Here is a 21,180-nt window from a genome sequence, read left to right as displayed (position 1 = left end):
CTCCTGTGTATTACAAAATAATAAGTTCTTTTGGTGATTTCGTAATTACTTCATTACCTTCACTTGTCACAATGATATCATCTTCAATACGTACGCCGCCAATACCTGGAATATAAATACCTGGTTCTACTGTTACAGCCATACCGGGTTCAAGTACTGTATCAGAACGGAACGCTAAACCTGGCGCTTCATGGATTTCAAGACCTATTCCATGACCAGTAGAGTGTCCAAAGTATTCACCATATCCTTTTTCCGTTATGTAATCACGCGTTAGCGCATCAGCCTCGCGACCTGTTAAACCAGCTTTAATACCGTTCACACCACGTAGTTGTGCTTCTAAAACGATATTATAAATTTCTTTTAATTTATCAGATGGTTCACCGACTGCAATCGTACGAGTAATATCAGAGCAATACCCTTTGTAATAAGCGCCGAAGTCTAATGTAACGAAATCTCCTGTTTCTATCACTTTTTCAGATGCCACGCCGTGCGGTAATGCCGAACGAAGACCTGAAGCAACGATAATATCAAACGAAGAAGATGTTGCTCCTTGTTTTCTCATGAAAAATTCAAGTTCATTTGACACTTCAATTTCAGATACTCCCGGGCGAATGAATGATAGAATATGCTCAAAGGCAGCATCTGCAATCTGTGCAGCTTCCTTTAATATCTTAATCTCTGAATCAGTCTTTATCAAGCGTAACTTTTCTACAAGTCCAGAAGTTGGGATAAATTCAGCATCAATCGCTTCCTTATGCGCTGAATAAGAACTATATGTAAGAGTATCTTGCTCAAAACCAAGCTTTTGAATTCCAAGCTCTTTCACTTGCTTTGCCACTTCATCAATGATTAATCCTGCGTGCTGTACAATCTCATATCCAACCGCTTGTTTACTTGCCTGCTCGACGTAACGGAAATCTGTAATAAATTGAGCACGATCTTTTGAAATAAGAACTACACCTGCTGTTCCTGTGAAGTTAGCCATATATCTACGACTATGTTCATTTGTTAACAAAATACCGTCAATGCCAGCCTCACCAAATGCACTTCGTAATCTTTCAATTTTCTCCATTACTTTATGCCTCCCTCAATTTCTCCATTAATGCAAATAACGCTAACTTATAGCCATAAAAACCAAATCCAACAATTTGTCCTGCACAAACAGCTGCCGTCACAGATTCGTGACGAAACGATTCACGCTGATGAATGTTAGAAATATGTACTTCAATAACAGGAATCGAAATGCTCGCAATGGCATCACGAATCGCATAGCTATAATGCGTAAATGCTCCCGGATTTAAAATGATCCCTTCATATATATCTTCCGCTTCATGAATAATGTCGATAATGGCACCTTCATGATTCGATTGGAAACATTCTAACTCCACTCCCATTGTTTCCGCTTCTTGCTTCATATCTGCTTCAAGTGTCGCTAGCGTGCCCTTTCCATATACATTTACCTCACGAACACCGAGGCGATTTAGGTTAGGCCCGTTTACGAGGAGTAACTTTTTCATATTCTTAAAACTCCTTAATATTAAATATCTATACAATATTTTAACATAGGAGTTACTTATTTGAATAGTTCGTCTTCTCTCGCCCTTCTTGTTCTACTTTATTGCTATTTACTGCGTAAGAAACAGAATATGCTATAAACACACCATACAATATAAAAATACATATTGTCGTTACAATTGTCTCTTTTGGTAAATGGAGCGCACTTTTAATAACAGGAGCCATTAAACCCATCCCCAAAAACAGTAATGCCCACCAAAATAATCCATAAATAATTCCCGCAATAATCCCCTCAAACTTCGCAAAAAATGCTTTATACAAAAAGGCAATCAAAATTGAAAGAAGTCCCATACAAACTATTCCTGACACATTCCCCCATACACCTTCTTTCCAACTTCCAAACGCAAATGGTAAAAGGAAATAATTCGGTCCCGCCTCCGTGAATGAAAATATATGAAGGAAATACCATATCCCGCCCCAAAAGATTCCACCAAACAAACCGATTTGTACAAAATTCCTTGTTCCTAATTGTTCTTGACTCACATCGACACCTCCGCTCAATAGTATGCCCGAAACTATTTTGAAGCATGTTTAAATCCTGCGAAATTTGTCTATAAAAAGAATAAGAAATGTCCGACTCTCATAACATTTTCCCTTGTCATCTACTTGTATTTGCCGATAAAATAAAGGAAACTCGGTGATTGTCTTATTTCAAAACGACAGAACCCAGTATGACAATTGCCTCTTTTTCTACATAAGAGAGAAACAAATACAGGTTGGTGTTAACATGGCAGAAGAGTCAAAACAAATATATGGCGGGCAAGCGGTCATTGAAGGAGTTATGTTTGGCGGTAGAGAATATACTGTTACAGCGGTTCGTCGTAAAGATAAATCGATTGAATTTTATCGATTACCACGCGTTCGTAATAAAATATTATCTATCCTAAAAAAAATTCCATTTTTACGAGGTATTGCCGCTATTGTGGATGCAAGTGCGAATGGAGCAAAGCATTTAAACTTCGCTTCAGAACGATTTGACGTCCACCCAGAAGATGATGAACAAATTGCAAATAAAAAAGAAGAACAATCAAAATTAACGATGGTATTAGGAGTTGCAGCTGTTGGCGTTTTATCTTTCATATTCGGTAAAGTCATCTTCACAGCAGTTCCTGCACTATTAGCTGAATTAACGAGACCGATTTTCCCATCTCATACTGGGCAAATCATTGTCGAAAGTGTCATTAAGCTCATGCTATTATTGAGCTATATATACTTTATTTCTTTAACCCCACTTATTAAGCGGGTATTTCAGTATCACGGTGCAGAGCATAAGGTAATCAATGCTTATGAGAATAACCTTCCTCTGACTGTAGAAAACGTTCAAAAGCAAACTCGCCTCCATTATAGATGCGGCAGTAGCTTTATTATATTTACAGTCATTATTGGAATGTTCGTTTATTTCCTAGTCCCTACAGATCCTCTTTGGGCACGAGTTATAAACCGAATTTTATTAATTCCAGTTGTACTTGGTATTTCTTTTGAAGTATTGCAATTTACAAATCGATTAAGAGATATTCCCGTATTACGCGTACTTGGATATCCTGGGTTATGGCTACAACTATTAACAACGAAAGAACCAACAGATGACCAAGTGGAAGTAGCAATTGCATCGTTTGAAGAATTATTACGTTTAGAGAACAAACAATAATTATTTAAAAATGGTGTTCAACTCCTTTCCTCATCGTTAATATACTAATTTTAATATACGTTTTTAGGAGGTGTCCCTTATGAACGGTCGTTCGTTTACTTTCGCTATATTTGTGCTTATTATTGGATTGGCAATATTCGGCCTTGTTTCATCTGTTATTACAAATCCCATGGGTGTATTAAGAAATATCGGGTACATGTTACTTGTTGTCGGTATCTTTTACTTGCTATACAAGATGTTTACAAATTCCAGTGGTTCTGCAAATTCGCAAAGCTCATATAAGCGTGCGGCAAAACAATCGAACCGCAAACATGGGAAACAAAATGTAGCACCCCTAGGCAATTCTTTCCTTAAGTCAAATACTTCTAATGACAAAAGTAAAAAAGGGAATTCTTCCACTTTGAAACGAAAAAGAAAACAGTCTCATTTAACTGTCATTGAAGGCAAAAAAAGCAAAAAGAAAGACCGTGCTTCCTTTTAGGAAATACGGTCTTTTTTTATACTTTGAAGCACTTCTTTTAAACTTTTCTCTCTCATACTTTCAATTCGAAGATGATGATTTTCAAATAATAAATTCCGTGTCACATCATTAGGTACAACAACGCATGTTAATCCCGCTGCAACTGCTGCTCTCAATCCATTTAATGAATCTTCAAATACAACAGCTTCAGATGGCTTAATTCCTAATTCTTCTATTGCAACTCGATAAAGAGCTGGATCTGGTTTTACCTTCTCAACATCTTCTCTCGTTTTAATTACTTCAAAATATTCTCGAATCTGTAGCTCTTCTAAAAAATGAATAACCCATTCTCTAGACGAACTAGAAGCTAGTGCGATTTTTAATCCCATTTCTTTCGCTTCTTCTAAATATTCTTTTACCCCGTCACGAGCTTCTGGTATTTTCATTTTCTCTTTATGTAAAGTTGCCACTTTTTCTTTTAATACACTTTTGTTAAACTTCTCTTTTAATTGATCATTTAAATATGCATAAAGTACCTCATCTGTTGTTCCAATGCATTTCGCAAATTCCTCTAAAGGTAGTTCCCCGCCGTATTCACGAACAACATCTCTGAAAGAGTGAAACCATATCGTTTCTGTGTCCACAATTAATCCATCAAAATCAAAAATAATTGCTTTCATAATTCTCCCATCCTTTTCGAATTGAAATAAAAAAGGAAACGCCATCCGTTCCCCTTAATTACTTTTCTCTTCATTTGCTTTTTGAACACCACGAAGTGTTTCCACTCGAACCTCATCTTGTTCAAAGTATTGTACTAAATCACCGATACGGTCAATTGATTCCCAACTTAAATGATGTTCAATTCCTTCTACATCATTATAAATTTTGCTTTCATCCACACCGATAATGCGCATAAACTGTTCTAACAATTCATGTCGATATACGAGACGTTCCCCGATTTTTTTACCTTTTGATGTTAATACAAGCCCTCTATATTTTTCATAAATTAGATATTCGTCTTTGTCTAATTTTTGTACCATTTTTGTTACAGAGGATGGATGTACACTAAGCGCTTCAGCAATATCAGATACACGGGCATAACCCTTTTCATCAATCAACAAATAAATTTGTTCAATATAATCTTCCATACTAGGGGTAGGCATCGGTTTCCTCCATCCAATTTCATTTTGCTTATTCCGTACGAAGCAATCAATAAAATGATACACCAGAAAGAATAACGTGACAAGGTGGAAACGAGCCTAAATCTGCAAAAGTGAAAAGAACCTGTATTCAAATACAAGTTCCTTTCATGTAAAATATTGAATTTCTGCGTCAGGAAAAAAGTGATGAATATATCCTCGAATCGTTTCCTCCAATACTTCTGCATCATCTTTTTTATATACATATTTCCCAATTCCATATCGTCCCCATTTATACTTTCGCTTCTCTTCATCCATTTCAAGCTTCGTATTTGGATAACGCTCTTGAATAACCTTTTTCGCTGGTTTCGTAAAACGATGCTGAATTAATTCAAACGTTAAATTTGGTATCGTCATATCTTTCAGCGCATTGTACAGTCGCTCAAATAGTTCACGATATCCTTCTTCCCATCCTTCATGCATATAAAGTGGCGCGACTATAAAACCAAGTGGATAACCTGCACCTGCTACTTTACGTGCCGCCTCAATTCGCTCCTCAAATGGCGATGTCCCTGGTTCAAAATTTTTAATTACATATCGTGAATTTATACTAAACCTGAAACGAGTTTTCCCATTATGCTTTGCATCTAATAAATGATCAACGTGCGAATATTTCGTGACGAAACGTAAGCGCCCATATTCACTTTCTCCAATGAATTCAATCGCTCGCTTTAATGCATGTGTTAAATGATCAATCCCAACGATATCTGATGTACACGCTGCTTCAAATCTTGTTATTTCAGGTGCCCTTTCATCCATATATTGCTTTGCCTTCTCAAATATTTCATCAAGATTGACATACACACGAACGTAAGGCTTACTCCCAAGTGTCGTTTGCAAATAGCAATAATGACAATGTCCCATACACCCTGTTGCGAGCGGAATTGCATATTCAGCTGACGGTTTTGACGTATCAAACTTTAGCGTTTTCCTCACCCCAACGACAAGTGTAGCCTTTGCATTACGATACTTTTGCAAATCATTTTCTCCTGGCAAATTTCTAATTTGATTATGTGATGTTGTTTCATGAATTTCTAATCCCATCTTCGTAAACTTCTCATAAAGCTCTTTTCCAAGTGGATATTCAAGTGCCTTTGGTTCAAAGTAAACGAGTTTTGGCATAAATGGTTTCATACGCTTCCCTCCTCTCGTTAGTATGGGAAACATTGAAAAATTAACACTCATTAAAGTTTTCCACTTCAGTAACTTGCGTTGCAAGTTACTGAATGTTATAATTTGGATAACAACTACCTTGCACCGCAAGTTACCTAGATGAAAGGTGGTGAAATCATGCACAGTCAAATGTTAAAAGGTGTACTAGAAGGTTGCATCCTATACATCATTTCACAAGAAGAAGTTTACGGATATGAACTGAGCACAAAATTAAATAAACACGGCTTTACATTCGTAAGCGAAGGAAGCATATATCCGTTATTATTACGTATGCAAAAAGAAAAATTGATTGAAGGAACATTAAAAGCTTCCTCACTCGGTCCGAAGCGAAAATATTATCACGTAACCGATAAAGGGGTAGAACAACTTGAAGAATTTAAAAAAAGCTGGGGAATGGTTTCTACTACGGTAAATAACTTATTACAGGGGGAGTGATAGGGATGAAGGCGAAAGATTTAATCGAACTAAATAACGAAAAGCGTAAATTATTAACTACAGAAAATGAAACCGCCTATAGTGACATGTTAATATACATTCGCTTAGCTAAAGTACCAGAATACCACACGGAAGAACTGCTAATCGAAATTCTCGATCACCTTATCGAAGCCCAGCAAGAAGAAAAAAGTGCTTATGATATTTTTGGCGACGACTTACAGGCATACTGTGACGAACTAATTGCTGCCCTACCGACACAAAGTTTATGGGAACAATTATCGATTCCTTTATTTATAACTAGTTACCTGTTAGCAATATATTTTGCTGTTTCTTCCGTAATTGCATTGATATTTCCCTTATTTTCAAATGAAGCACGTTTTAAATTTGTACACATTGATTTCATTTATCTGATTGCATTTATCTTGTCCGTACATCTTATGATACGTTTTGTTTTCGATTTTATTAACACTGATTTATTTAAAAATAAAACAACTATTTGGAGGCAACTTGGAGAATTTTTCATACGCCATAGCCTATGGATACTATTAATCGGTATTTCCTTTTTCTTTATGAAACAGCCCTATACTACATTACAAATCTCACCTTGGATTGGCGCTTTACTAGCCATCTCTTGCTATGCACTATATAAACTCTTCTACAAAAAAGAATATTTAGACTTTAAAAAGGAGTAACGATATGATGACTGAAAAAGAAATGGTTAAATTAAACAATGAAAAGAGGGAGTTATTAACAGCTGAAAACGAAGCTGCTTATGGTGATATGCTTATTTATTTACGCCTTACTAGCGTTCCACAAAAACAAATGGAAGAATTACTTTTAGAAATATTGGATCATCTTTTAGAAGCGCAAGAAGACGGTAAAACTGCACATGACATTTTCGGAGAGGATTTAAAAGCTTACTGCGATGAATTAATTAACTCTTCGGAACATCAAAATTCTTTCCAACAAGCTGCCGTTATTGGGTTTGCGGTTAGTTTATTATTAGCTGTTCAAATTGGATACGATACATTCACTACTCTTATGCAAAAACTATTTTCAAGTACAAACACTTCAGGAATTCCATTTAGTATTCCTGGAACAATATTATCTGCTATCGTTTTAACAATTGGTGCTTTTATAACTTTTTCTTTATTTAGACGTTTCTCTTTTACGATATTAGTTTCCTGGAAACAAAAAGCACTCCTCTTATTATCAGTATTTATACCTTTTGTCTTATCAGTTTTTGCAAACGTATTTTTCAAAACACAATCATACTTATTTTATAATTTGTCTATTTTGCAAGGTTCTCTTATTACACTTTCTTTTTATATTTTGTACAAATTTTTATATAAAAAATCAAATTTTTAACAGCCCTTCAAAAGGCTGTTTTTTCTTCTGTCTAATTTTACAAATTGAAAAATTTCATAAAGAAAATAAGAAAAATGCAAAATAATTAAAGTTAATTGTTGACGTGATGCTTTTATTATCGGTATCATAAATCTTCGTGAGCAATTATTTTTCGTTATACGATTTTTTTATTATTACTGAATTTTTGAGAGGAGAAATTAGATGTCAGTTAAGAAGAAAACGCAAGTACGCACCGGCAAAATGGTACGTGAACTAATGTTAGCAGACGAAGATGTAAATGCTTCGCTAATTATGGTATATAGTGAAAACGGTGTAAACGCAGAAATTAAAATCGAGGGCTTAACGCCGAAATGTAACGAAGAATTATTTTTGAGCGGAAACGTGGATTGGAACAAGAGTGTTATTTATAAAATTGTTGATTTCACTGGAAACGCTGAAGTTGGTAAAGTTACATTAACAGCGATGAACAAAAACAATGTTTCTCTAGAAATTGAACGCGTTATGTGGAGTAAAGAAAATAAAGAAGCTGCCGAGCAAGAAGAAACACAGGTAGAAGCAGCACCGAAAAAAGAAGTAGTTGTAGAAGCTCCAAAAGCAATTACACCTGCTCCTAAGCCTGTTACGCGTGCGGAAACACCTGCTATGGCACCTAAGCCTACTCCGGTACCGACACCTAAGCCAGTAAGCGTAGAAGCAGCTGTAGAACTAGCTACTCCAGCGCCTGTGAAAAAAGCAGTCCCTACTCCAGTTACAAAGCAAGAGACAGCACCGGTTGCTCCTGCAAAACCGAAGCAGCCTGCTTTGACTGAAACAAATTCAAAACTACAAGAAAATTATGTTAAACTCGTGAAAAAGACAATTGAAGTTTGTCAAGATTACGAGCTTGGCATCGACATAGATGATTCTATTGAAAGCTTAAAAGAAGAACTACAAAGCCAAGGTATTAGCGTTACATTTGACAAAGAAATTATGGACGTTGTAAGTCGCCTTCGTTCTTTACAAGATAAAGGAATCAAAGTAGAAAAAGTACTTAATTTACTATAAAAAAATAAGAGGTGGCAATTGCCATCTCTTATTTTTTATAATTCCACTCATTACTTTCATACTTTTCTTTCGCTAACGTTTGAACTTCATGTAACTGTTGTTCTGTTAATTCATATGGAACAAGTTCTACATCCAATCCTTTTTCAAAGCCAACTTCAAACGCTTTAATTAACTGTTCTATCGTAAATGTACGGTCTGTTAATTCATTAATTGCTACTGCTTTAGAAGAGAACATACTCTTCATACGTTCCTTCACACGTTCATTTGGGAATAAAAATAGATCATATAGTTCATCTAAATCAATTTCTAATGGAATCGATCCATGCTGTAAAATAACACCTTTTTGACGTGTTTGAGCACTACCAGCAATTTTTCTTCCTTCCACTACAATTTCATACCAAGATGGTGCATCAAAACATACACCTGAACGTGGATTTTTCAAATTTTCACGATCTGCTTCTGTTTTTGGAACTGCATAATATGCTTCTAACCCTAATGCCTTAAAACCATCTAATAAGCCTTGCGAAATAACACGATATGCTTCTGTAACTGTTTTCGGCATATTCGGATGATCTTCAGACACAATAACACTATACGTTAACTCTTTGTCATGTAGTACACCCCTGCCGCCTGTTTGACGACGAACGAATCCATATTTTTTTTCGTTAACTACATCCATATTAATATCTTTCTCAACACGTTGAAAATATCCAACTGTTAATGTTGGTACTTCCCATTCATAAAAACGAATTGTTGGTGGCATTTTCTTTTCACTTTGCCAATTTAACAAACATTCATCTAACGCCATATTAAATGCCGGTGAACATTGACCAGAGTTAATATAACACCATTTTTCTTTTCCCATCCTGCACCTCATATAACCAATTATTTTTCACATTCTCTAGTCTACCAAATTCGACAAAATTTGTGAAAGAATACGAAATTTCTTCTTATATGCAAATGAATCTGTTGCATAAATACATATGGGCATTATAATATTGAAAGTAGGATAAGAAAAAAGGGAGCGATAGAATCGTGTCAACAACTTGGATTATTTTATTAGCCGTAATCGTAGCATTTATCGGCTACACTGTATGGATGTACTTCTATCAGAAAAAATTAATTAAAACTCTTACAGAAGAAGAATTTCGCGCTGGCTACCGTAAAGCACAGCTTATCGATATTCGTGAAGCAGACGAATATAACGCAGGGCATATTTTAGGTGCACGTAACATTCCGTTATCACAAATTCGCCTTCGCCATAAAGAACTTCGTCAAGATCAACCTGTTTACTTATATTGCCAAAGCGGATTCCGTACAGGTCGTGCAGCGCAATACTTAAAAAAACAAGGCTACAAAGATTTCTACCAATTACAAGGTGGATTTAAATCTTGGACAGGCAAAATTAAAAAGAAATAATAACATACAAAAAACTAGCTGAATAAATCAGCTAGTTTTTTCATTTCATCTTATTCGCAATGTATAATAAATTCTGCTTGATTACCTTTTCATCGTTCTCTTCTACATTCCGATACAGCAGCTGATATTCAATTCCTTTCTCTTTCCATATAAGCGTAGCAAATTCGTCACCACGTTCATAATCATCTTTATTTTTAAAATAAGCAGACGTTCCATTATTCAGTTTCATTTGTTCTTGAAATCGCTTCTCTTCCATAAGATCCGGAAAACTATAAGGAAAGTTCGCGACATTTAACTCAATATACTCATTTCTACCTGGCTCCTTCTGTTTATATTTAATCGTTAAGACTGCGTTCTTTTTCCCAAGCGTTCTTACTTCACCCTTCACATCACTTGTAATGTCGTACGGTAAAAACGTTGGAACTTTAAACTTCACCGGAAAATATTTTGGAAGTTCCTTTAGCGGAATAGGATCCGTAACACGATCCATAGCTCCTCCTGTTGTTCCCACAAAGTGTTTTTCTTCTTGCATCGTTTGCTGAAACGAACACGAACTAAGTACAAAACTAGAAAACACGAAACAAATGATTCCTTTTTTCAATTTGTTTCCGCCCTTTCATACCGCTCTCTTAACGAACGAAGCGTTGATATGCTCTTCATATTCGCTTTGTCATCAAACTCCACCTTTGAAAACTTTCCACGTTATTCTCACACATTTTGACAACACTTTTTGCAAACAAAAAAGACCCCTATCATTCTTACGCCCAAGTGAAAAGGTTACGCGAATAAAAAGAAGTCTTATTAATACCATAGTTTGTGAAAAGCTTTTCAGGTCAAGATTTTTTCTTTCTTATTATTTTCCCTTTATAATAAGGGAAAGAGGTGATACATATGGCCAATATAAAACAAATTGCTAAAACTGCTGGTGTATCGATATCAACTGTTTCTCGTGTTCTGAATAATCACCCTTACGTAAAAGAAGAAAAGCGTAAGCGTGTTCTAGACGCTGTTGAAGAATTAAACTACGCAAAAAATATAAATGCTGTCCATTTAATAAGAGGGAAAACATATACAATTGGCGTTATGCTTCCTTTCATTAACCTCCCCTACTTCAGTACCATTATTGAAGGAATCGGTAACGAAGCATTATTAGCTGGATATCACATTAATTTATGCCAAACAAATTACGATAGCCTTGAAGAAATTCGTGTTCTTGAAATGATGAAAATGAAACAATTTGATGGGATGATTATTTGCTCCCGAACGAGCTCTTGGGAACAAATCGAACCTTTCGCAAAATTTGCCCCTATTATTTCATGTGAAAAAATGAAGCACCCCCTCATTTCATCCATCTACGTAGATCATTATGAAGGTTTCCGTCTCGGTACTGCCTATTTACTAAGTAAAGGCCATGAAAAAATCGGAATTTGTTTAGCAAGAAAAACAAGTGTAAATTCCATGGAGCGCGAAAAAGCGTTCGCCGATACCCTTCGTAACGAAGGGAAAACGTTGCATCCTGAATGGATTTTCCACCAATGCTATACAATGCAGGACGGAGCACAAATACTCCATCGTATTTTAAATATGAAAAATCGTCCAACTGCTATTTTTACAGCGAACGATCAAGTTGCAGCTGGTTTATTAACAGAGGCTCGAAAACATGGTATTCGAGTACCTGAAGACCTTGCTATCCTTGGATTTGATAATCATGAAATTTCAAAGGCATTAGAAATTTCCACAATTGAACATCCCGGTCTCGCAATGGGCTCACATGCTTTTTCTTTATTCCATAAGCAGATCCAAAGCGAGCAAATTGTCGGCAGTGCAAAAGAACTTTCATTCCATTTAATTGAGCGAGAGACTGTCTAAAAAGAGCGTTACCTATAACGCTCTTTTTCAGCTCTTCACCTATTGACATTATATTTTTTATCTCATATAATGAACCTAACGAACGGTAGGTAGGGGATGAAAATGACAGCAAACCGCATTAAAGCTGTAGCACTTTCTCATTTCGCACGCTACGGCTATGAAGGAACTTCATTGGCAAATATTGCTCAAGAAGTTGGGATTAAAAAACCATCGATTTACGCACACTTTAAAGGAAAAGAAGAGCTATATTTCATATGCTTAGAATCTGCTCTCCAAAAAGATTTGCAGAGCTTCACAGGCGATATTGAAAGCTTTTCCAATTCGTCTACTGAAGAATTGCTTTTAAAATTATTAAAAGGCTATGCAAAACGCTTTGGTGAAAGTGAAGAATCAATGTTTTGGTTACGAACTTCTTATTTTCCGCCTGATGCATTTCGCGAACAAATTATTAATAAAGCAAATGTACACATTGAAAACGTCGGAAAACTTTTATTCCCTGTATTTAAAAGAGCAAGCGAACAAGATGAGCTGCATAACATTGAAGTAAAAGACGCCTTAGAGGCTTTTCTATGCTTACTCGACGGTCTTATGGTTGAACTACTATACGCAGGTTTAAATCGTTTTGAGACACGTTTAGACGCTTCTTGGAAAGTATTTTGGCGCGGACTTTCAAACTGACGGATTGCTCCTTTGCAATGCGTCGTTTTTAAGCCCTTTACCTAACGACTGGTAGGAAGGAGAAATGACATATGGCATGGATTTATGTAATCATCGCTGGTATTATTGAAATCTTTTGGGTGATTGGACTAAAAAAAGCAGAGGCACCACTTGAATGGGCTGGTGTCGCTCTATTAATTACAATTAGTTTCGTCTTATTATTTAGAGCTTATAAAGATTTACCTGTCGGCACTGTATACGCAGTCTTCACAGGAATTGGAGCTGGTGGAATCGTTCTTACAGAGATTTTCATCTTCGGAGAACCTTTCTCTATCGTAAAAGTTTTATTAATCGGTTTAATCTTCTTCGGAGTAATTGGTTTAAAACGAGTAACAGAAGAAAAAGACGCGAAGGAGGCCGCATAAAATGGCTTGGTTATTTTTAATTCTAGCTGGTATTTGTGAAATTATTGGTGTACTCTTTATGAAAGTAGCCACTGAAAAGAAAGGCTGGGCACCAAAAGTTATTTTAATCGCTAACTTCGGCGTAAGCTTCTTCTTCTTATCTCTTGCGATGAACACATTACCGATGGGAACTGCTTACGCGATTTGGACTGGAATCGGAACTGCTGGAAGTGCACTTCTAGGCATTCTCATTTTCCGAGAATCAGCGGATTGGCGTCGTCTTGCTTTCTTAAGCTGCATTTTATGCGGCGCTGTTGGCTTAAAACTATTAAGCTAACGTGAGGTGAATGTCATGTGGAAAGAAAAAGGGAAGCAACTGTTAGCATGGATTACACTCGGGATTGTCATTCTATTACAAATCAGTTTTCATATAATAGAATCATTGTTTCATAAAGTATTATCCATTCTCACATTCCTTCCTAACATGACACTTGAAATGATATCAATCGTTTGGTCCATCATTACCTCCATTGCAATCGTCATTATATGGAGTATCGCCAAGCTATGGAATAAGTTATTTAAAAAGGACAGTACTTCTGAAAAAGAGTAACTGTCCTTTTTTTCATTCATTCAGATTTTCTATAAAAGTTAGATGCAATAAGACAAAGAAGACCAACTATGACAATACTTATACCAATTCCTTTATGCAAATTAGGAAACGGTGATGGTATGTCTGAATAAAAATTTGCTAATATGAGACCGATTGAAACGAAAAGTACCCCTATTCTATATAACCATTTTCTTTTGTTCATCATTCTCCCCTCCTAAAATTTTTCATACACTCCTTTCTTTTGGACATACTACCTAAAAAAGGAGTGAATAATATGCAAAATTCTATACATAAGCAAATCCTATTTTTATTTTTCCTATTTCTTATTCTCATCATCGTTTTCAGCTTTATATTACATACTCCGAAAGATGTACCAAATAGCGTTTCTTTTTATAAACTACTGCTCTCGTATTGTCGTTATTGAAGAAGGTGCCTTTTTTAAGGCACCTTTTAAAATTCTCTTTTTTCATATATTTTTACTGAAACGAAGATAGATGCTATGAACATGCATATTGAACCAATGAATAACAAGGTATTATATAATTGAATTTGTTCCAAGTTGATTTGAAACAAAACTTCTAAAACAACTATCGGTGCCATGAATATTACTATCGTAATAAAAATAGTTTTCTTATACCCTAGCCAAAAGGATATTGGTAATACAAAGCTTAAATACACTAAAATAAAGCTAATACTAGCAACTATTGTCGTTTCAATAAATTCAAATAAGTTAACCTCGCTCTTCATTCCCATCGTGAAACAACCGACCGTTACACTTATAGAAAGAATAATAATTGCTACTATATATTTCGCATACACAATTTGTTTTCTCAATATTGGTAAACTATTTACTATAACTTCACTCTCATTTTTACTATCTGCTTCAAATGTTTTTACTGTTGCCCCAATTGTAATAATTACTGACATAATGATGAATAAATTTTCCGTATCTGTTAAGGCCATATAAAAGAAAACAGGATACAGTATGTACCAAATTGAAAATTTCCATTGAATGATGAAATCTTTTAAAATTAGTTGCTTGATCATGTATTACACCCCCTAATATGAAAATGTCCCTTCTATAACTCTGCCTCCTGAAACATTTTCATTGAGAGGAACATTGATACGAATATACTCACTAATACTCCGATACCAAGAACACCCATTGCTTGTGTAGCCTCTTGAGAGTGAAGTACTTTTAACATAATTGTTTTATCACCAAAAATATTGCACATAAGGCCAATCATACCCATTAAAGGAAAAAGCATAATCAAATTCAAGACAGTAATAACTTTATATCCCCCAATGTAATTAGTCGGTATCGTTACTGCACAATAAATCAAAGTTGCTACTATTGCTGAAAATACTGCATATCCAGGCATAACTATATCTCTGTTCAATAGAATATTTCCTAATATTATGACTATAAAAGTTGTACTCAAACCAGCCATAATAAATAATGAACTTGCAATATATTTAGCTATAACTATCTCTGTTCTCGTTATAGGCAAACTCACTAATATTTTTTCTGTTTTACTTTTCTCTTCATAATAAAAAGAAATATATATGATCGTACTGCATGTTATAAATAATCCTATTGCAATCCCCATGGGTTGGACTGGATTCCTAAAAACAGAGAAAATAGGTATTAAAAAATATAAAAGAAACATCTTCTTCTGCAAGAAAAACTCCTTCAAAATCAATTGCTGCATATAAATTCTCCTCTCTATAAATCACGTGCTCCGTAAATTTTAATTGTAAGAAACATAGAAGCGATATAAATACTAACTAATGTAATGAATCCAACTATAAATACACCAAGATGTAATGGATTCACAATCCAATCAATGAATGATGTCGTAGCGCTTTCTCCGTCACCAATAAACATTCCAATAATAACACCTATCCCAGCGGCCCCACCTGTAAATATTCCACGTACTACTTTTGATTTTGTCCCATAATAACTCGGGAATAATGCTGTAATATAAACTAAAGAATACACAGCACCTCTGACTACTACATACCAAGGAATTTCAATATACAAATTTGGATGATACACTCCAATATCACCAATGACGGCGATACCTCTTATAAGAAAAACAACTAGCATAGTAGAAATCATGCCACCTACAATGAATATTACACCCGAAATATATTTAGCAATAATGATATCCTTTCGTCCAACAGGTAAACTATTTATAATAACATCACTTTTATTTTTTTCATCCATCGCTATTAGTATCATAGAAGATGATATCGTTATGAGTAAGCAACTCATCGGAAATAACAATTCACCATCTGGATCTAATCCAAAGAAAACAAGGGGCATAATAAAATACACTAACCACATAACCCGAAAAAAGAACAAATCTTTATAGATTAGCTGACGCATAAGCACCTCTCCCTTTCGCAGTGTAAACGATGATATCGTCTAATGTAGGCTTTTCTATTACAACCTCATTTCCAAACCAATCGATAATTGCTTGTTTATCCTTCGCTAAACCTTCAAAACCAAATTTATTTTTTCGTAATCCAACAAATAGTTCTTTTCCTTCTCGATCTAATAAATCATTGCTTCCCTTTACGATTACGTAGTTCTCCATTAATTCATCTTTTTCACCAGTAAATATAATTTCTCCATCGTTGATAAACGTAATATAATCTGCAATACGTTCTAAATCCGTTGTAATGTGGGTTGAGAATAATACAGATACTTCATCTTCCATTACAATTTCTTGCAACATATCAAGTAATTCACTTCGGACAACTGGATCTAATCCTGCTGTCGGCTCATCCATAATGATAAACTCTGCATGATGTGAAAGTGCGATGGCAATCGCAAACTTCATTTTCATCCCTTTAGATAGCTCTTTAATTTTTTTATACTTTGGAACTTGCAATCTTTGCATATACGATTGGTATTGATTTTCGTCCCACTTTTTATATAACGGTGCAATAATACGTTTCATTTGTTCACACGTTAAATCTTCGTAATAATGATTTTCATCATATACAAAACCAATATTTTGTTTTATGTCCTTTTCGGCTTTCTTATTGTCTTTACCAAAAATTTTTATATCGCCGCTATCTTTTCTAATTAAATTCATAATCATTTTGATCGTTGTACTTTTCCCAGCACCATTTGGTCCGACAAACCCCATAATATATCCTCGTGGTAATGCAAAACTTATATTGTTCACTGCAAAATCTTCATAACTTTTACAAACATTTTTTAGCTCTAACATCTCTTATTCCCCCTTATATAAACACGCAATCATCTGCTGCAATTCTTCAAGTGAAAGCTGCAACACTTTACTTTCTTTTACGATTTCTTCAGCCTTACTTTCCAATAGACGTAGCCGCTGTTCTTTTAATAGTTCATTATTTTTACGTGAAACATAAGTCCCCTTCCCAGCAACAGTTTCTATATATCCTTCTTTTTCAAGCTCCTCGTACGCACGCTTCGTTGTAATTACACTAATTTGCAATTCCTTCGCTAAGCTACGAATAGACGGTAATTGGTCTCCACCCTTTAAACCACCATTTAAAATAAGCTGGCTTAATTGTTTTCTTATTTGCACATAAATAGGGTCTTGGGAAGAATTCGAAATAATAATATTCATGTTTTCCTCCAGTGTGTGTATATACTGTATATATCTTATATATACAGTATATACACAGCATCCTATTTTTGGCAAGAAAAAAAGACCAACATTTTCCTGTTGGTCTTTCGTATATGTATCACTTTTCAAAGCGATCTAACATCTCATCTCTCATTCCGAAACTTACTACTGCAATTCCTATATACATAAACAGAAGGAATGCCGGATGAACCGTGTTGTACCAGCTGCTGTCAACGATTAAGTAAATCGTTAATGCCACAACAAGAACAAACGCTAAGATAAACATATAAAAGTGTCTTGTACTACCCATGATAAACTCCTCTCTTCTCACTTCACCATTCAACAGTTTATTTTATCGAATAATTCGATATGACTCAAGGTTAACTTTCTGTTATGTAATCAAGTTCCACCTTTACAATGTCCTCACATGCTATTGAAATGATTGTTCCTTGTTTATCAATCGCCGTCACTTCTCTATTATCCATTACACGATTTGCTACTCTTTCTAACACTTTTCCTTGGTCTCGATAGCAAAATTCTTTTACATCTTTAATTGTTTCTCCATTTTCTAAATGGTATACCATTCTATAACATCGATATCCCACACTTTCACCCCCGTCTTGCTCGTTTTTTCACATATACATAAAAATGAGTAATTTTTGCCTCATCACATCTTCTTAATTTCAATAAAATTCTAACAAAAATAAATACTTTTATCAAACCGACTTTTTCAACAAAACTACCTATAAAACTACACCTTTACACCATTAGGAAACAAAAAATATAATTTTTTAACATTTTCTTCACTATTTCTGCACAAATTCTCCATACAAAAAAAGAACCCGCCGCAGCGAGTTCTCCTTTTGTTATTCTAATCAAACTTGTACAGGAGCTGGCTTTGCATAACGTAAAACTGGTTTACGTGCAGCCATCGTTTCGTCTAAACGCTTAATGACTGTCGTATGCGGTGCTTCTTGTACAACTTCTGGATTTTCTTCTACTTCTTTAGCGATTTGAATCATCTTATCAATGAAACCATCTAATGTTTCTTTTGATTCTGTTTCTGTCGGCTCAATCATAATACATTCTTCCACATTTAATGGGAAGTAAATTGTTGGTGGATGGTAACCGAAATCAAGCAGCCGTTTTGCAATATCTAATGTACGTACGCCAAGTTTCTTTTGACGACGACCTGATAATACAAATTCATGCTTACAATGTCTATCGAATGGAAGATCGTAGAATGGCGCTAATCTTCTCATCATATAGTTCGCATTTAATACAGCATACTCAGTTACTGCACGCAAGCCATCTGAACCCATAGAGCGAATATACGTGTATGCACGAACGTTAATTCCGAAGTTACCATAGAATGGCTTCACACGACCAATTGCTTCTGGACGGTCGTAATTGAAGTGATAACCATTTTCCGTTTTTTCTAAAATCGGTTTTGGTAAGTACGGAATTAAATCAGCTTTCACACCTACTGGACCAGAACCTGGGCCACCACCGCCGTGAGGACCTGTAAATGTTTTATGAAGGTTTAAATGCACAACGTCAAATCCCATATCTCCTGGGCGTGCTTGGCTTAATACCGCATTTAAGTTTGCACCATCATAGTATAACTTACCGCCTGCATTATGGACGATTTCTGCCATTTCTAAAATATTTTCTTCGAATAGACCTAATGTATTAGGATTTGTTAACATAAGTGCTGCTGTTTCTTCGTTTACAACACGTTTTAAGTCTTCTAAGTCAACAAGGCCATTTTCATTTGATTTTACTGTAATTGTTTCAAAACCAGCTACAGTTGCAGATGCCGGGTTCGTTCCGTGAGCAGAGTCAGGTACAATTACTTTCGTACGGTTAAAGTCACCATTCGCTTCATGGTATGCACGAATTAACATTAAACCTGTCCATTCTCCGTGTGCACCAGCTGCTGGTTGTAAAGTAACAGTATCCATACCTGTAATTTCAATTAAATGCTCTTGTAAGTCATACATTAATTCCATTGCACCTTGTACTGTCTTTTCATCTTGCAGTGGATGAATATTTGCAAATCCTGCGAAACGAGCTACACTCTCATTAATTTTCGGATTATATTTCATCGTACAAGATCCAAGTGGATAGAATCCAGAATCAACACCGTGGTTACGGTTTGAAAGTGCTGTATAGTGGCGCATAATATCAAGTTCAGATACTTCTGGTAGCTCTGCATCTTCTACTCGAATATAATCGCTCTCAAACACATCTTCTAGTTTCACTTCTTCTACATCTAATTTGGGTAAGCTATATCCTATGCGTCCTTCTTTACTCACTTCAAAGATAAGTGCTTGGTCTTGGTTCTTCATTGGATAGCCCCCATTTCGTTTACAAGTGTGTCAATTTCCTCTTTTGTACGAAGCTCAGTTACTGCTACAAGCATATGGTTTTCATGCTCTTTATAATCACGGCCTAGATCGTAACCACCGATAATATTCTTTTGTAATAATGCATCGTTTACTTCTTTCACTGGACGTTTGCAATCTACAACAAACTCATTGAAGAATGGTCCAGCAAATGTTACTATGAAGCCTTTCGCCTCAAATTGACGTTTTGCATACTGTGCTTTAGAAATGTTTTGACGTGCCATTTCTTTCACACCTTGTTTGCCAAGTGCCGTCATTGCAACAGAAGCTGCTAATGCATTTAACGCTTGGTTTGAACAAATATTAGACGTCGCTTTATCACGGCGAATATGCTGTTCACGTGCTTGTAACGTTAATACAAATCCACGTTTACCATCTGAATCTACAGTTTGTCCAACAAGACGTCCTGGAATTTTACGCATAAATGCTTTCGTTGTTGCAAAGTAACCACAGTGCGGTCCACCAAACTGCGTTGGAATACCGAATGGTTGTGCATCACCGATTACAATATCAGCACCAAATTTCCCTGGTGGTGTTAATGCGCCTAATGATAATGGATTTGAAGAAACGATAAATAATGATTTTTGTTGATGAACGATTTTTTCAATATCAGCTAATTTTTCAACTTGTCCGAAGAAGTTTGGATATTGAACGATTACACAAGCAACTGTATCATCTACTTCACTTTGTAATACGTCTAAATCTGTTACACCATCTTTATGATTAATTTCAACAACTTCAAGATTTTGACCTTTTGCATACGTTTCAAGTACTGCTCTTGATTCTGGATGAACCGCGCTAGATACAAGAATTTTCTTTTTGCGAGTATGGCCAGCTGCTAACATTGCCGCTTCAGCTAAAGCTGTACCCCCGTCATACATAGAAGAGTTTGCTACATCCATTCCTGTTAATTCACAAATCATTGTTTGGAATTCAAAGATTGCTTGTAATTCCCCTTGTGAAATTTCCGGTTGGTATGGTGTGTAAGCTGTATAAAATTCTGAGCGAGAAATAACATGATCTACAATTACTGGAGCATAATGATCGTATACGCCTGCTCCTAAGAAAGAAGCGTATTCTTTTAAGTTAGCATTTTTACTAGCCATTTGAGATAGCTCTTTTAAAAGCTCTGGCTCTGATTTTGCTTCTTTAATTTTTAAATCCCCTTTAAAACGAACACTCTCTGGAATATCAGAAAATAATTCATCGATCGTTTGAACGCCGATCGTTTGTAACATTTCTTTTTTGTCTTCTTCTGTCATTGGAAGATAACGATGCAACATGAAAT

Annotated in this window: 30 protein-coding genes; 12 read left to right on the top strand and 18 right to left on the bottom strand. The window is 35.5% G+C overall.

Features of this window, described 5'->3' with window-relative positions:
* Window positions 1-10 precede the first annotated feature (10 nt).
* From pepQ to BUA87_RS16440, 3 genes are read right to left on the bottom strand one after another with little or no spacing between them, the layout of a single operon-like run.
* Window positions 11-1,072 carry a Xaa-Pro dipeptidase gene (gene pepQ / locus BUA87_RS16450; RefSeq protein ID WP_000411057.1) on the bottom strand — a complete coding sequence of 354 codons (1,062 nt, stop codon included), beginning with the start codon at window positions 1,070-1,072 and terminating at the stop codon, window positions 11-13.
* 4 nt (window positions 1,073-1,076) lie between these two features.
* Window positions 1,077-1,517 carry a type II 3-dehydroquinate dehydratase gene (gene aroQ, locus BUA87_RS16445; protein WP_000735140.1) on the bottom strand — a complete coding sequence of 147 codons (441 nt, stop codon included), beginning with the start codon at window positions 1,515-1,517 and terminating at the stop codon, window positions 1,077-1,079.
* Between the two features lie 52 nt (window positions 1,518-1,569).
* Entirely contained in the window at window positions 1,570-2,058 is a 489-nt protein-coding gene (locus BUA87_RS16440; RefSeq protein ID WP_000076886.1) for a YqhR family membrane protein, read from the bottom strand.
* Window positions 2,059-2,302: 244 nt separating this feature from the next.
* Between BUA87_RS16440 and BUA87_RS16435 the strand changes: the two genes are divergently transcribed.
* The gene (locus BUA87_RS16435; protein ID WP_071713558.1) at window positions 2,303-3,223 is read left to right on the top strand and encodes a DUF1385 domain-containing protein; all 921 of its coding nucleotides are present in this window, start codon (window positions 2,303-2,305) and stop codon (window positions 3,221-3,223) included.
* Between the two features lie 79 nt (window positions 3,224-3,302).
* On the top strand, window positions 3,303-3,704 hold the full coding sequence (locus BUA87_RS16430) for an SA1362 family protein (protein ID WP_001014464.1): 402 nt from the start codon (window positions 3,303-3,305) through the stop codon (window positions 3,702-3,704).
* Here the strand turns inward: BUA87_RS16430 and BUA87_RS16425 are convergent.
* From BUA87_RS16425 to splB, 3 genes are all read right to left on the bottom strand, one after another.
* Entirely contained in the window at window positions 3,701-4,363 is a 663-nt protein-coding gene (locus tag BUA87_RS16425; protein ID WP_071713606.1) for an HAD family hydrolase, read from the bottom strand. The two genes, BUA87_RS16430 and BUA87_RS16425, sit on opposite strands and share 4 nt — an antisense overlap.
* A 54-nt stretch (window positions 4,364-4,417) precedes the next feature.
* Complete coding sequence (mntR, locus tag BUA87_RS16420; RefSeq protein WP_001143080.1) at window positions 4,418-4,846, bottom strand: transcriptional regulator MntR; 429 nt, start codon at window positions 4,844-4,846, stop codon at window positions 4,418-4,420.
* A gap of 144 nt (window positions 4,847-4,990) precedes the next feature.
* Window positions 4,991-6,016 (bottom strand): spore photoproduct lyase, encoded by a 1,026-nt coding sequence (gene splB, locus BUA87_RS16415; protein WP_053563666.1) that lies wholly within the window; start codon window positions 6,014-6,016, stop codon window positions 4,991-4,993.
* Between the two features lie 156 nt (window positions 6,017-6,172).
* Here splB and BUA87_RS16410 point away from each other — a divergent pair, with 156 nt between their 5' ends.
* From BUA87_RS16410 to BUA87_RS16395, 4 genes are all read left to right on the top strand, one after another.
* Window positions 6,173-6,490 (top strand): PadR family transcriptional regulator, encoded by a 318-nt coding sequence (locus tag BUA87_RS16410; protein ID WP_071713559.1) that lies wholly within the window; start codon window positions 6,173-6,175, stop codon window positions 6,488-6,490.
* A 5-nt stretch (window positions 6,491-6,495) separates the two neighbouring features.
* Window positions 6,496-7,182 (top strand): DUF1129 domain-containing protein, encoded by a 687-nt coding sequence (locus BUA87_RS16405; RefSeq protein WP_072940265.1) that lies wholly within the window; start codon window positions 6,496-6,498, stop codon window positions 7,180-7,182.
* Window positions 7,183-7,189: 7 nt separating this feature from the next.
* Window positions 7,190-7,858, top strand: coding sequence for a DUF1048 domain-containing protein (locus tag BUA87_RS16400; protein ID WP_071713561.1), 669 nt, complete (start codon window positions 7,190-7,192; stop codon window positions 7,856-7,858).
* 201 nt (window positions 7,859-8,059) lie between these two features.
* Window positions 8,060-8,902, top strand: a complete 843-nt coding sequence (locus tag BUA87_RS16395; protein WP_071713562.1) for a hypothetical protein — start codon at window positions 8,060-8,062, stop codon at window positions 8,900-8,902.
* Between the two features lie 28 nt (window positions 8,903-8,930).
* Here BUA87_RS16395 and BUA87_RS16390 read toward each other — a convergent pair whose 3' ends face one another.
* Window positions 8,931-9,767 carry a lipoate--protein ligase family protein gene (locus tag BUA87_RS16390; RefSeq protein WP_071713563.1) on the bottom strand — a complete coding sequence of 279 codons (837 nt, stop codon included), beginning with the start codon at window positions 9,765-9,767 and terminating at the stop codon, window positions 8,931-8,933.
* Between the two features lie 170 nt (window positions 9,768-9,937).
* Here BUA87_RS16390 and BUA87_RS16385 point away from each other — a divergent pair, with 170 nt between their 5' ends.
* Window positions 9,938-10,321 carry a rhodanese-like domain-containing protein gene (locus BUA87_RS16385; RefSeq protein ID WP_000108653.1) on the top strand — a complete coding sequence of 128 codons (384 nt, stop codon included), beginning with the start codon at window positions 9,938-9,940 and terminating at the stop codon, window positions 10,319-10,321.
* A 40-nt stretch (window positions 10,322-10,361) separates the two neighbouring features.
* Here BUA87_RS16385 and BUA87_RS16380 read toward each other — a convergent pair whose 3' ends face one another.
* Complete coding sequence (locus BUA87_RS16380) at window positions 10,362-10,898, bottom strand: hypothetical protein (RefSeq protein ID WP_033695179.1); 537 nt, start codon at window positions 10,896-10,898, stop codon at window positions 10,362-10,364.
* Between the two features lie 314 nt (window positions 10,899-11,212).
* Here BUA87_RS16380 and BUA87_RS16375 point away from each other — a divergent pair, with 314 nt between their 5' ends.
* From BUA87_RS16375 to BUA87_RS16355, 5 genes are all read left to right on the top strand, one after another.
* Entirely contained in the window at window positions 11,213-12,190 is a 978-nt protein-coding gene (locus BUA87_RS16375) for a LacI family DNA-binding transcriptional regulator (RefSeq protein WP_001273986.1), read from the top strand.
* Window positions 12,191-12,286: 96 nt separating this feature from the next.
* Window positions 12,287-12,868: a TetR/AcrR family transcriptional regulator gene (locus BUA87_RS16370; RefSeq protein ID WP_002005730.1), complete on the top strand. Its 582-nt coding sequence runs from the start codon at window positions 12,287-12,289 to the stop codon at window positions 12,866-12,868.
* A gap of 71 nt (window positions 12,869-12,939) precedes the next feature.
* On the top strand, window positions 12,940-13,272 hold the full coding sequence (locus BUA87_RS16365) for a DMT family transporter (RefSeq protein ID WP_071713565.1): 333 nt from the start codon (window positions 12,940-12,942) through the stop codon (window positions 13,270-13,272).
* A 1-nt stretch (window position 13,273) separates the two neighbouring features.
* A complete protein-coding gene (locus BUA87_RS16360) occupies window positions 13,274-13,588 on the top strand; it encodes a DMT family transporter (RefSeq protein WP_046956356.1) in 315 nt (104 codons plus the stop codon).
* 15 nt (window positions 13,589-13,603) lie between these two features.
* Window positions 13,604-13,861, top strand: a complete 258-nt coding sequence (locus tag BUA87_RS16355; protein ID WP_071713566.1) for a DUF3975 family protein — start codon at window positions 13,604-13,606, stop codon at window positions 13,859-13,861.
* A gap of 16 nt (window positions 13,862-13,877) precedes the next feature.
* Here BUA87_RS16355 and BUA87_RS16350 read toward each other — a convergent pair whose 3' ends face one another.
* From BUA87_RS16350 to gcvPA, 10 genes are all read right to left on the bottom strand, one after another.
* A complete protein-coding gene (locus tag BUA87_RS16350; RefSeq protein ID WP_042969072.1) occupies window positions 13,878-14,063 on the bottom strand; it encodes a hypothetical protein in 186 nt (61 codons plus the stop codon).
* Window positions 14,064-14,311: 248 nt separating this feature from the next.
* A complete protein-coding gene (locus BUA87_RS16345) occupies window positions 14,312-14,908 on the bottom strand; it encodes an ABC-2 transporter permease (RefSeq protein ID WP_072940262.1) in 597 nt (198 codons plus the stop codon).
* 32 nt (window positions 14,909-14,940) lie between these two features.
* Window positions 14,941-15,573: an ABC-2 transporter permease gene (locus tag BUA87_RS16340; RefSeq protein ID WP_072940259.1), complete on the bottom strand. Its 633-nt coding sequence runs from the start codon at window positions 15,571-15,573 to the stop codon at window positions 14,941-14,943.
* A 14-nt stretch (window positions 15,574-15,587) separates the two neighbouring features.
* Window positions 15,588-16,253, bottom strand: coding sequence for an ABC-2 transporter permease (locus BUA87_RS16335; protein WP_001249424.1), 666 nt, complete (start codon window positions 16,251-16,253; stop codon window positions 15,588-15,590).
* Entirely contained in the window at window positions 16,234-17,106 is an 873-nt protein-coding gene (locus tag BUA87_RS16330) for an ABC transporter ATP-binding protein (protein ID WP_072940256.1), read from the bottom strand. Before BUA87_RS16330 ends, BUA87_RS16335 begins: the two co-directional genes overlap by 20 nt.
* A gap of 3 nt (window positions 17,107-17,109) precedes the next feature.
* The gene (locus tag BUA87_RS16325) at window positions 17,110-17,484 is read right to left on the bottom strand and encodes a GntR family transcriptional regulator (protein ID WP_001021349.1); all 375 of its coding nucleotides are present in this window, start codon (window positions 17,482-17,484) and stop codon (window positions 17,110-17,112) included.
* A 118-nt stretch (window positions 17,485-17,602) separates the two neighbouring features.
* Window positions 17,603-17,794, bottom strand: coding sequence for a hypothetical protein (locus BUA87_RS16320; protein ID WP_000535933.1), 192 nt, complete (start codon window positions 17,792-17,794; stop codon window positions 17,603-17,605).
* A 70-nt stretch (window positions 17,795-17,864) separates the two neighbouring features.
* On the bottom strand, window positions 17,865-18,068 hold the full coding sequence (locus BUA87_RS16315) for a DUF3929 family protein (RefSeq protein WP_000262496.1): 204 nt from the start codon (window positions 18,066-18,068) through the stop codon (window positions 17,865-17,867).
* A 291-nt stretch (window positions 18,069-18,359) separates the two neighbouring features.
* The gene (gene gcvPB / locus BUA87_RS16305; protein WP_072940249.1) at window positions 18,360-19,835 is read right to left on the bottom strand and encodes an aminomethyl-transferring glycine dehydrogenase subunit 2; all 1,476 of its coding nucleotides are present in this window, start codon (window positions 19,833-19,835) and stop codon (window positions 18,360-18,362) included.
* Complete coding sequence (gene gcvPA / locus BUA87_RS16300) at window positions 19,832-21,175, bottom strand: aminomethyl-transferring glycine dehydrogenase subunit 1 (RefSeq protein ID WP_000903239.1); 1,344 nt, start codon at window positions 21,173-21,175, stop codon at window positions 19,832-19,834. The genes gcvPB and gcvPA overlap by 4 nt, the downstream gene beginning before the upstream one ends.
* Window positions 21,176-21,180: the final 5 nt, after the last annotated feature.

This window comes from Bacillus sp. bc15 (genome assembly GCF_900142585.1).
Classification (GTDB): Bacteria; Bacillota; Bacilli; order Bacillales; family Bacillaceae_G; genus Bacillus_A; species Bacillus_A cereus.
The sequence above is the reverse complement of the archived record's forward strand: the minus strand, read 5'-3'. Positions and strand labels throughout refer to the sequence as shown.

What these genes read in the sequence shown, in the direction of transcription:
- pepQ (WP_000411057.1), bottom strand. Translation starts at nt 1,072, where the DNA reads ATGGAGAAAATTGAAAGATTACGAAGTGCATTTGGTGAGGCTGGCATT.
- aroQ (WP_000735140.1), bottom strand. Translation starts at nt 1,517, where the DNA reads ATGAAAAAGTTACTCCTCGTAAACGGGCCTAACCTAAATCGCCTCGGT.
- BUA87_RS16435 (WP_071713558.1), top strand. Translation starts at nt 2,303, where the DNA reads ATGGCAGAAGAGTCAAAACAAATATATGGCGGGCAAGCGGTCATTGAA.
- BUA87_RS16430 (WP_001014464.1), top strand. Translation starts at nt 3,303, where the DNA reads ATGAACGGTCGTTCGTTTACTTTCGCTATATTTGTGCTTATTATTGGA.
- BUA87_RS16425 (WP_071713606.1), bottom strand. Translation starts at nt 4,363, where the DNA reads ATGAAAGCAATTATTTTTGATTTTGATGGATTAATTGTGGACACAGAA.
- mntR (WP_001143080.1), bottom strand. Translation starts at nt 4,846, where the DNA reads ATGCCTACCCCTAGTATGGAAGATTATATTGAACAAATTTATTTGTTG.
- splB (WP_053563666.1), bottom strand. Translation starts at nt 6,016, where the DNA reads ATGAAACCATTTATGCCAAAACTCGTTTACTTTGAACCAAAGGCACTT.
- BUA87_RS16410 (WP_071713559.1), top strand. Translation starts at nt 6,173, where the DNA reads ATGCACAGTCAAATGTTAAAAGGTGTACTAGAAGGTTGCATCCTATAC.
- BUA87_RS16405 (WP_072940265.1), top strand. Translation starts at nt 6,496, where the DNA reads ATGAAGGCGAAAGATTTAATCGAACTAAATAACGAAAAGCGTAAATTA.
- BUA87_RS16400 (WP_071713561.1), top strand. Translation starts at nt 7,190, where the DNA reads ATGACTGAAAAAGAAATGGTTAAATTAAACAATGAAAAGAGGGAGTTA.
- BUA87_RS16395 (WP_071713562.1), top strand. Translation starts at nt 8,060, where the DNA reads ATGTCAGTTAAGAAGAAAACGCAAGTACGCACCGGCAAAATGGTACGT.
- BUA87_RS16390 (WP_071713563.1), bottom strand. Translation starts at nt 9,767, where the DNA reads ATGGGAAAAGAAAAATGGTGTTATATTAACTCTGGTCAATGTTCACCG.
- BUA87_RS16375 (WP_001273986.1), top strand. Translation starts at nt 11,213, where the DNA reads ATGGCCAATATAAAACAAATTGCTAAAACTGCTGGTGTATCGATATCA.
- BUA87_RS16370 (WP_002005730.1), top strand. Translation starts at nt 12,287, where the DNA reads ATGAAAATGACAGCAAACCGCATTAAAGCTGTAGCACTTTCTCATTTC.
- BUA87_RS16365 (WP_071713565.1), top strand. Translation starts at nt 12,940, where the DNA reads ATGGCATGGATTTATGTAATCATCGCTGGTATTATTGAAATCTTTTGG.
- BUA87_RS16360 (WP_046956356.1), top strand. Translation starts at nt 13,274, where the DNA reads ATGGCTTGGTTATTTTTAATTCTAGCTGGTATTTGTGAAATTATTGGT.
- BUA87_RS16355 (WP_071713566.1), top strand. Translation starts at nt 13,604, where the DNA reads ATGTGGAAAGAAAAAGGGAAGCAACTGTTAGCATGGATTACACTCGGG.
- BUA87_RS16350 (WP_042969072.1), bottom strand. Translation starts at nt 14,063, where the DNA reads ATGAACAAAAGAAAATGGTTATATAGAATAGGGGTACTTTTCGTTTCA.
- BUA87_RS16345 (WP_072940262.1), bottom strand. Translation starts at nt 14,908, where the DNA reads ATGATCAAGCAACTAATTTTAAAAGATTTCATCATTCAATGGAAATTT.
- BUA87_RS16340 (WP_072940259.1), bottom strand. Translation starts at nt 15,573, where the DNA reads ATGCAGCAATTGATTTTGAAGGAGTTTTTCTTGCAGAAGAAGATGTTT.
- BUA87_RS16335 (WP_001249424.1), bottom strand. Translation starts at nt 16,253, where the DNA reads ATGCGTCAGCTAATCTATAAAGATTTGTTCTTTTTTCGGGTTATGTGG.
- BUA87_RS16330 (WP_072940256.1), bottom strand. Translation starts at nt 17,106, where the DNA reads ATGTTAGAGCTAAAAAATGTTTGTAAAAGTTATGAAGATTTTGCAGTG.
- BUA87_RS16325 (WP_001021349.1), bottom strand. Translation starts at nt 17,484, where the DNA reads ATGAATATTATTATTTCGAATTCTTCCCAAGACCCTATTTATGTGCAA.
- BUA87_RS16320 (WP_000535933.1), bottom strand. Translation starts at nt 17,794, where the DNA reads ATGGGTAGTACAAGACACTTTTATATGTTTATCTTAGCGTTTGTTCTT.
- BUA87_RS16315 (WP_000262496.1), bottom strand. Translation starts at nt 18,068, where the DNA reads ATGGTATACCATTTAGAAAATGGAGAAACAATTAAAGATGTAAAAGAA.
- gcvPB (WP_072940249.1), bottom strand. Translation starts at nt 19,835, where the DNA reads ATGAAGAACCAAGACCAAGCACTTATCTTTGAAGTGAGTAAAGAAGGA.
- gcvPA (WP_000903239.1), bottom strand. Translation starts at nt 21,175, where the DNA reads ATGTTGCATCGTTATCTTCCAATGACAGAAGAAGACAAAAAAGAAATG.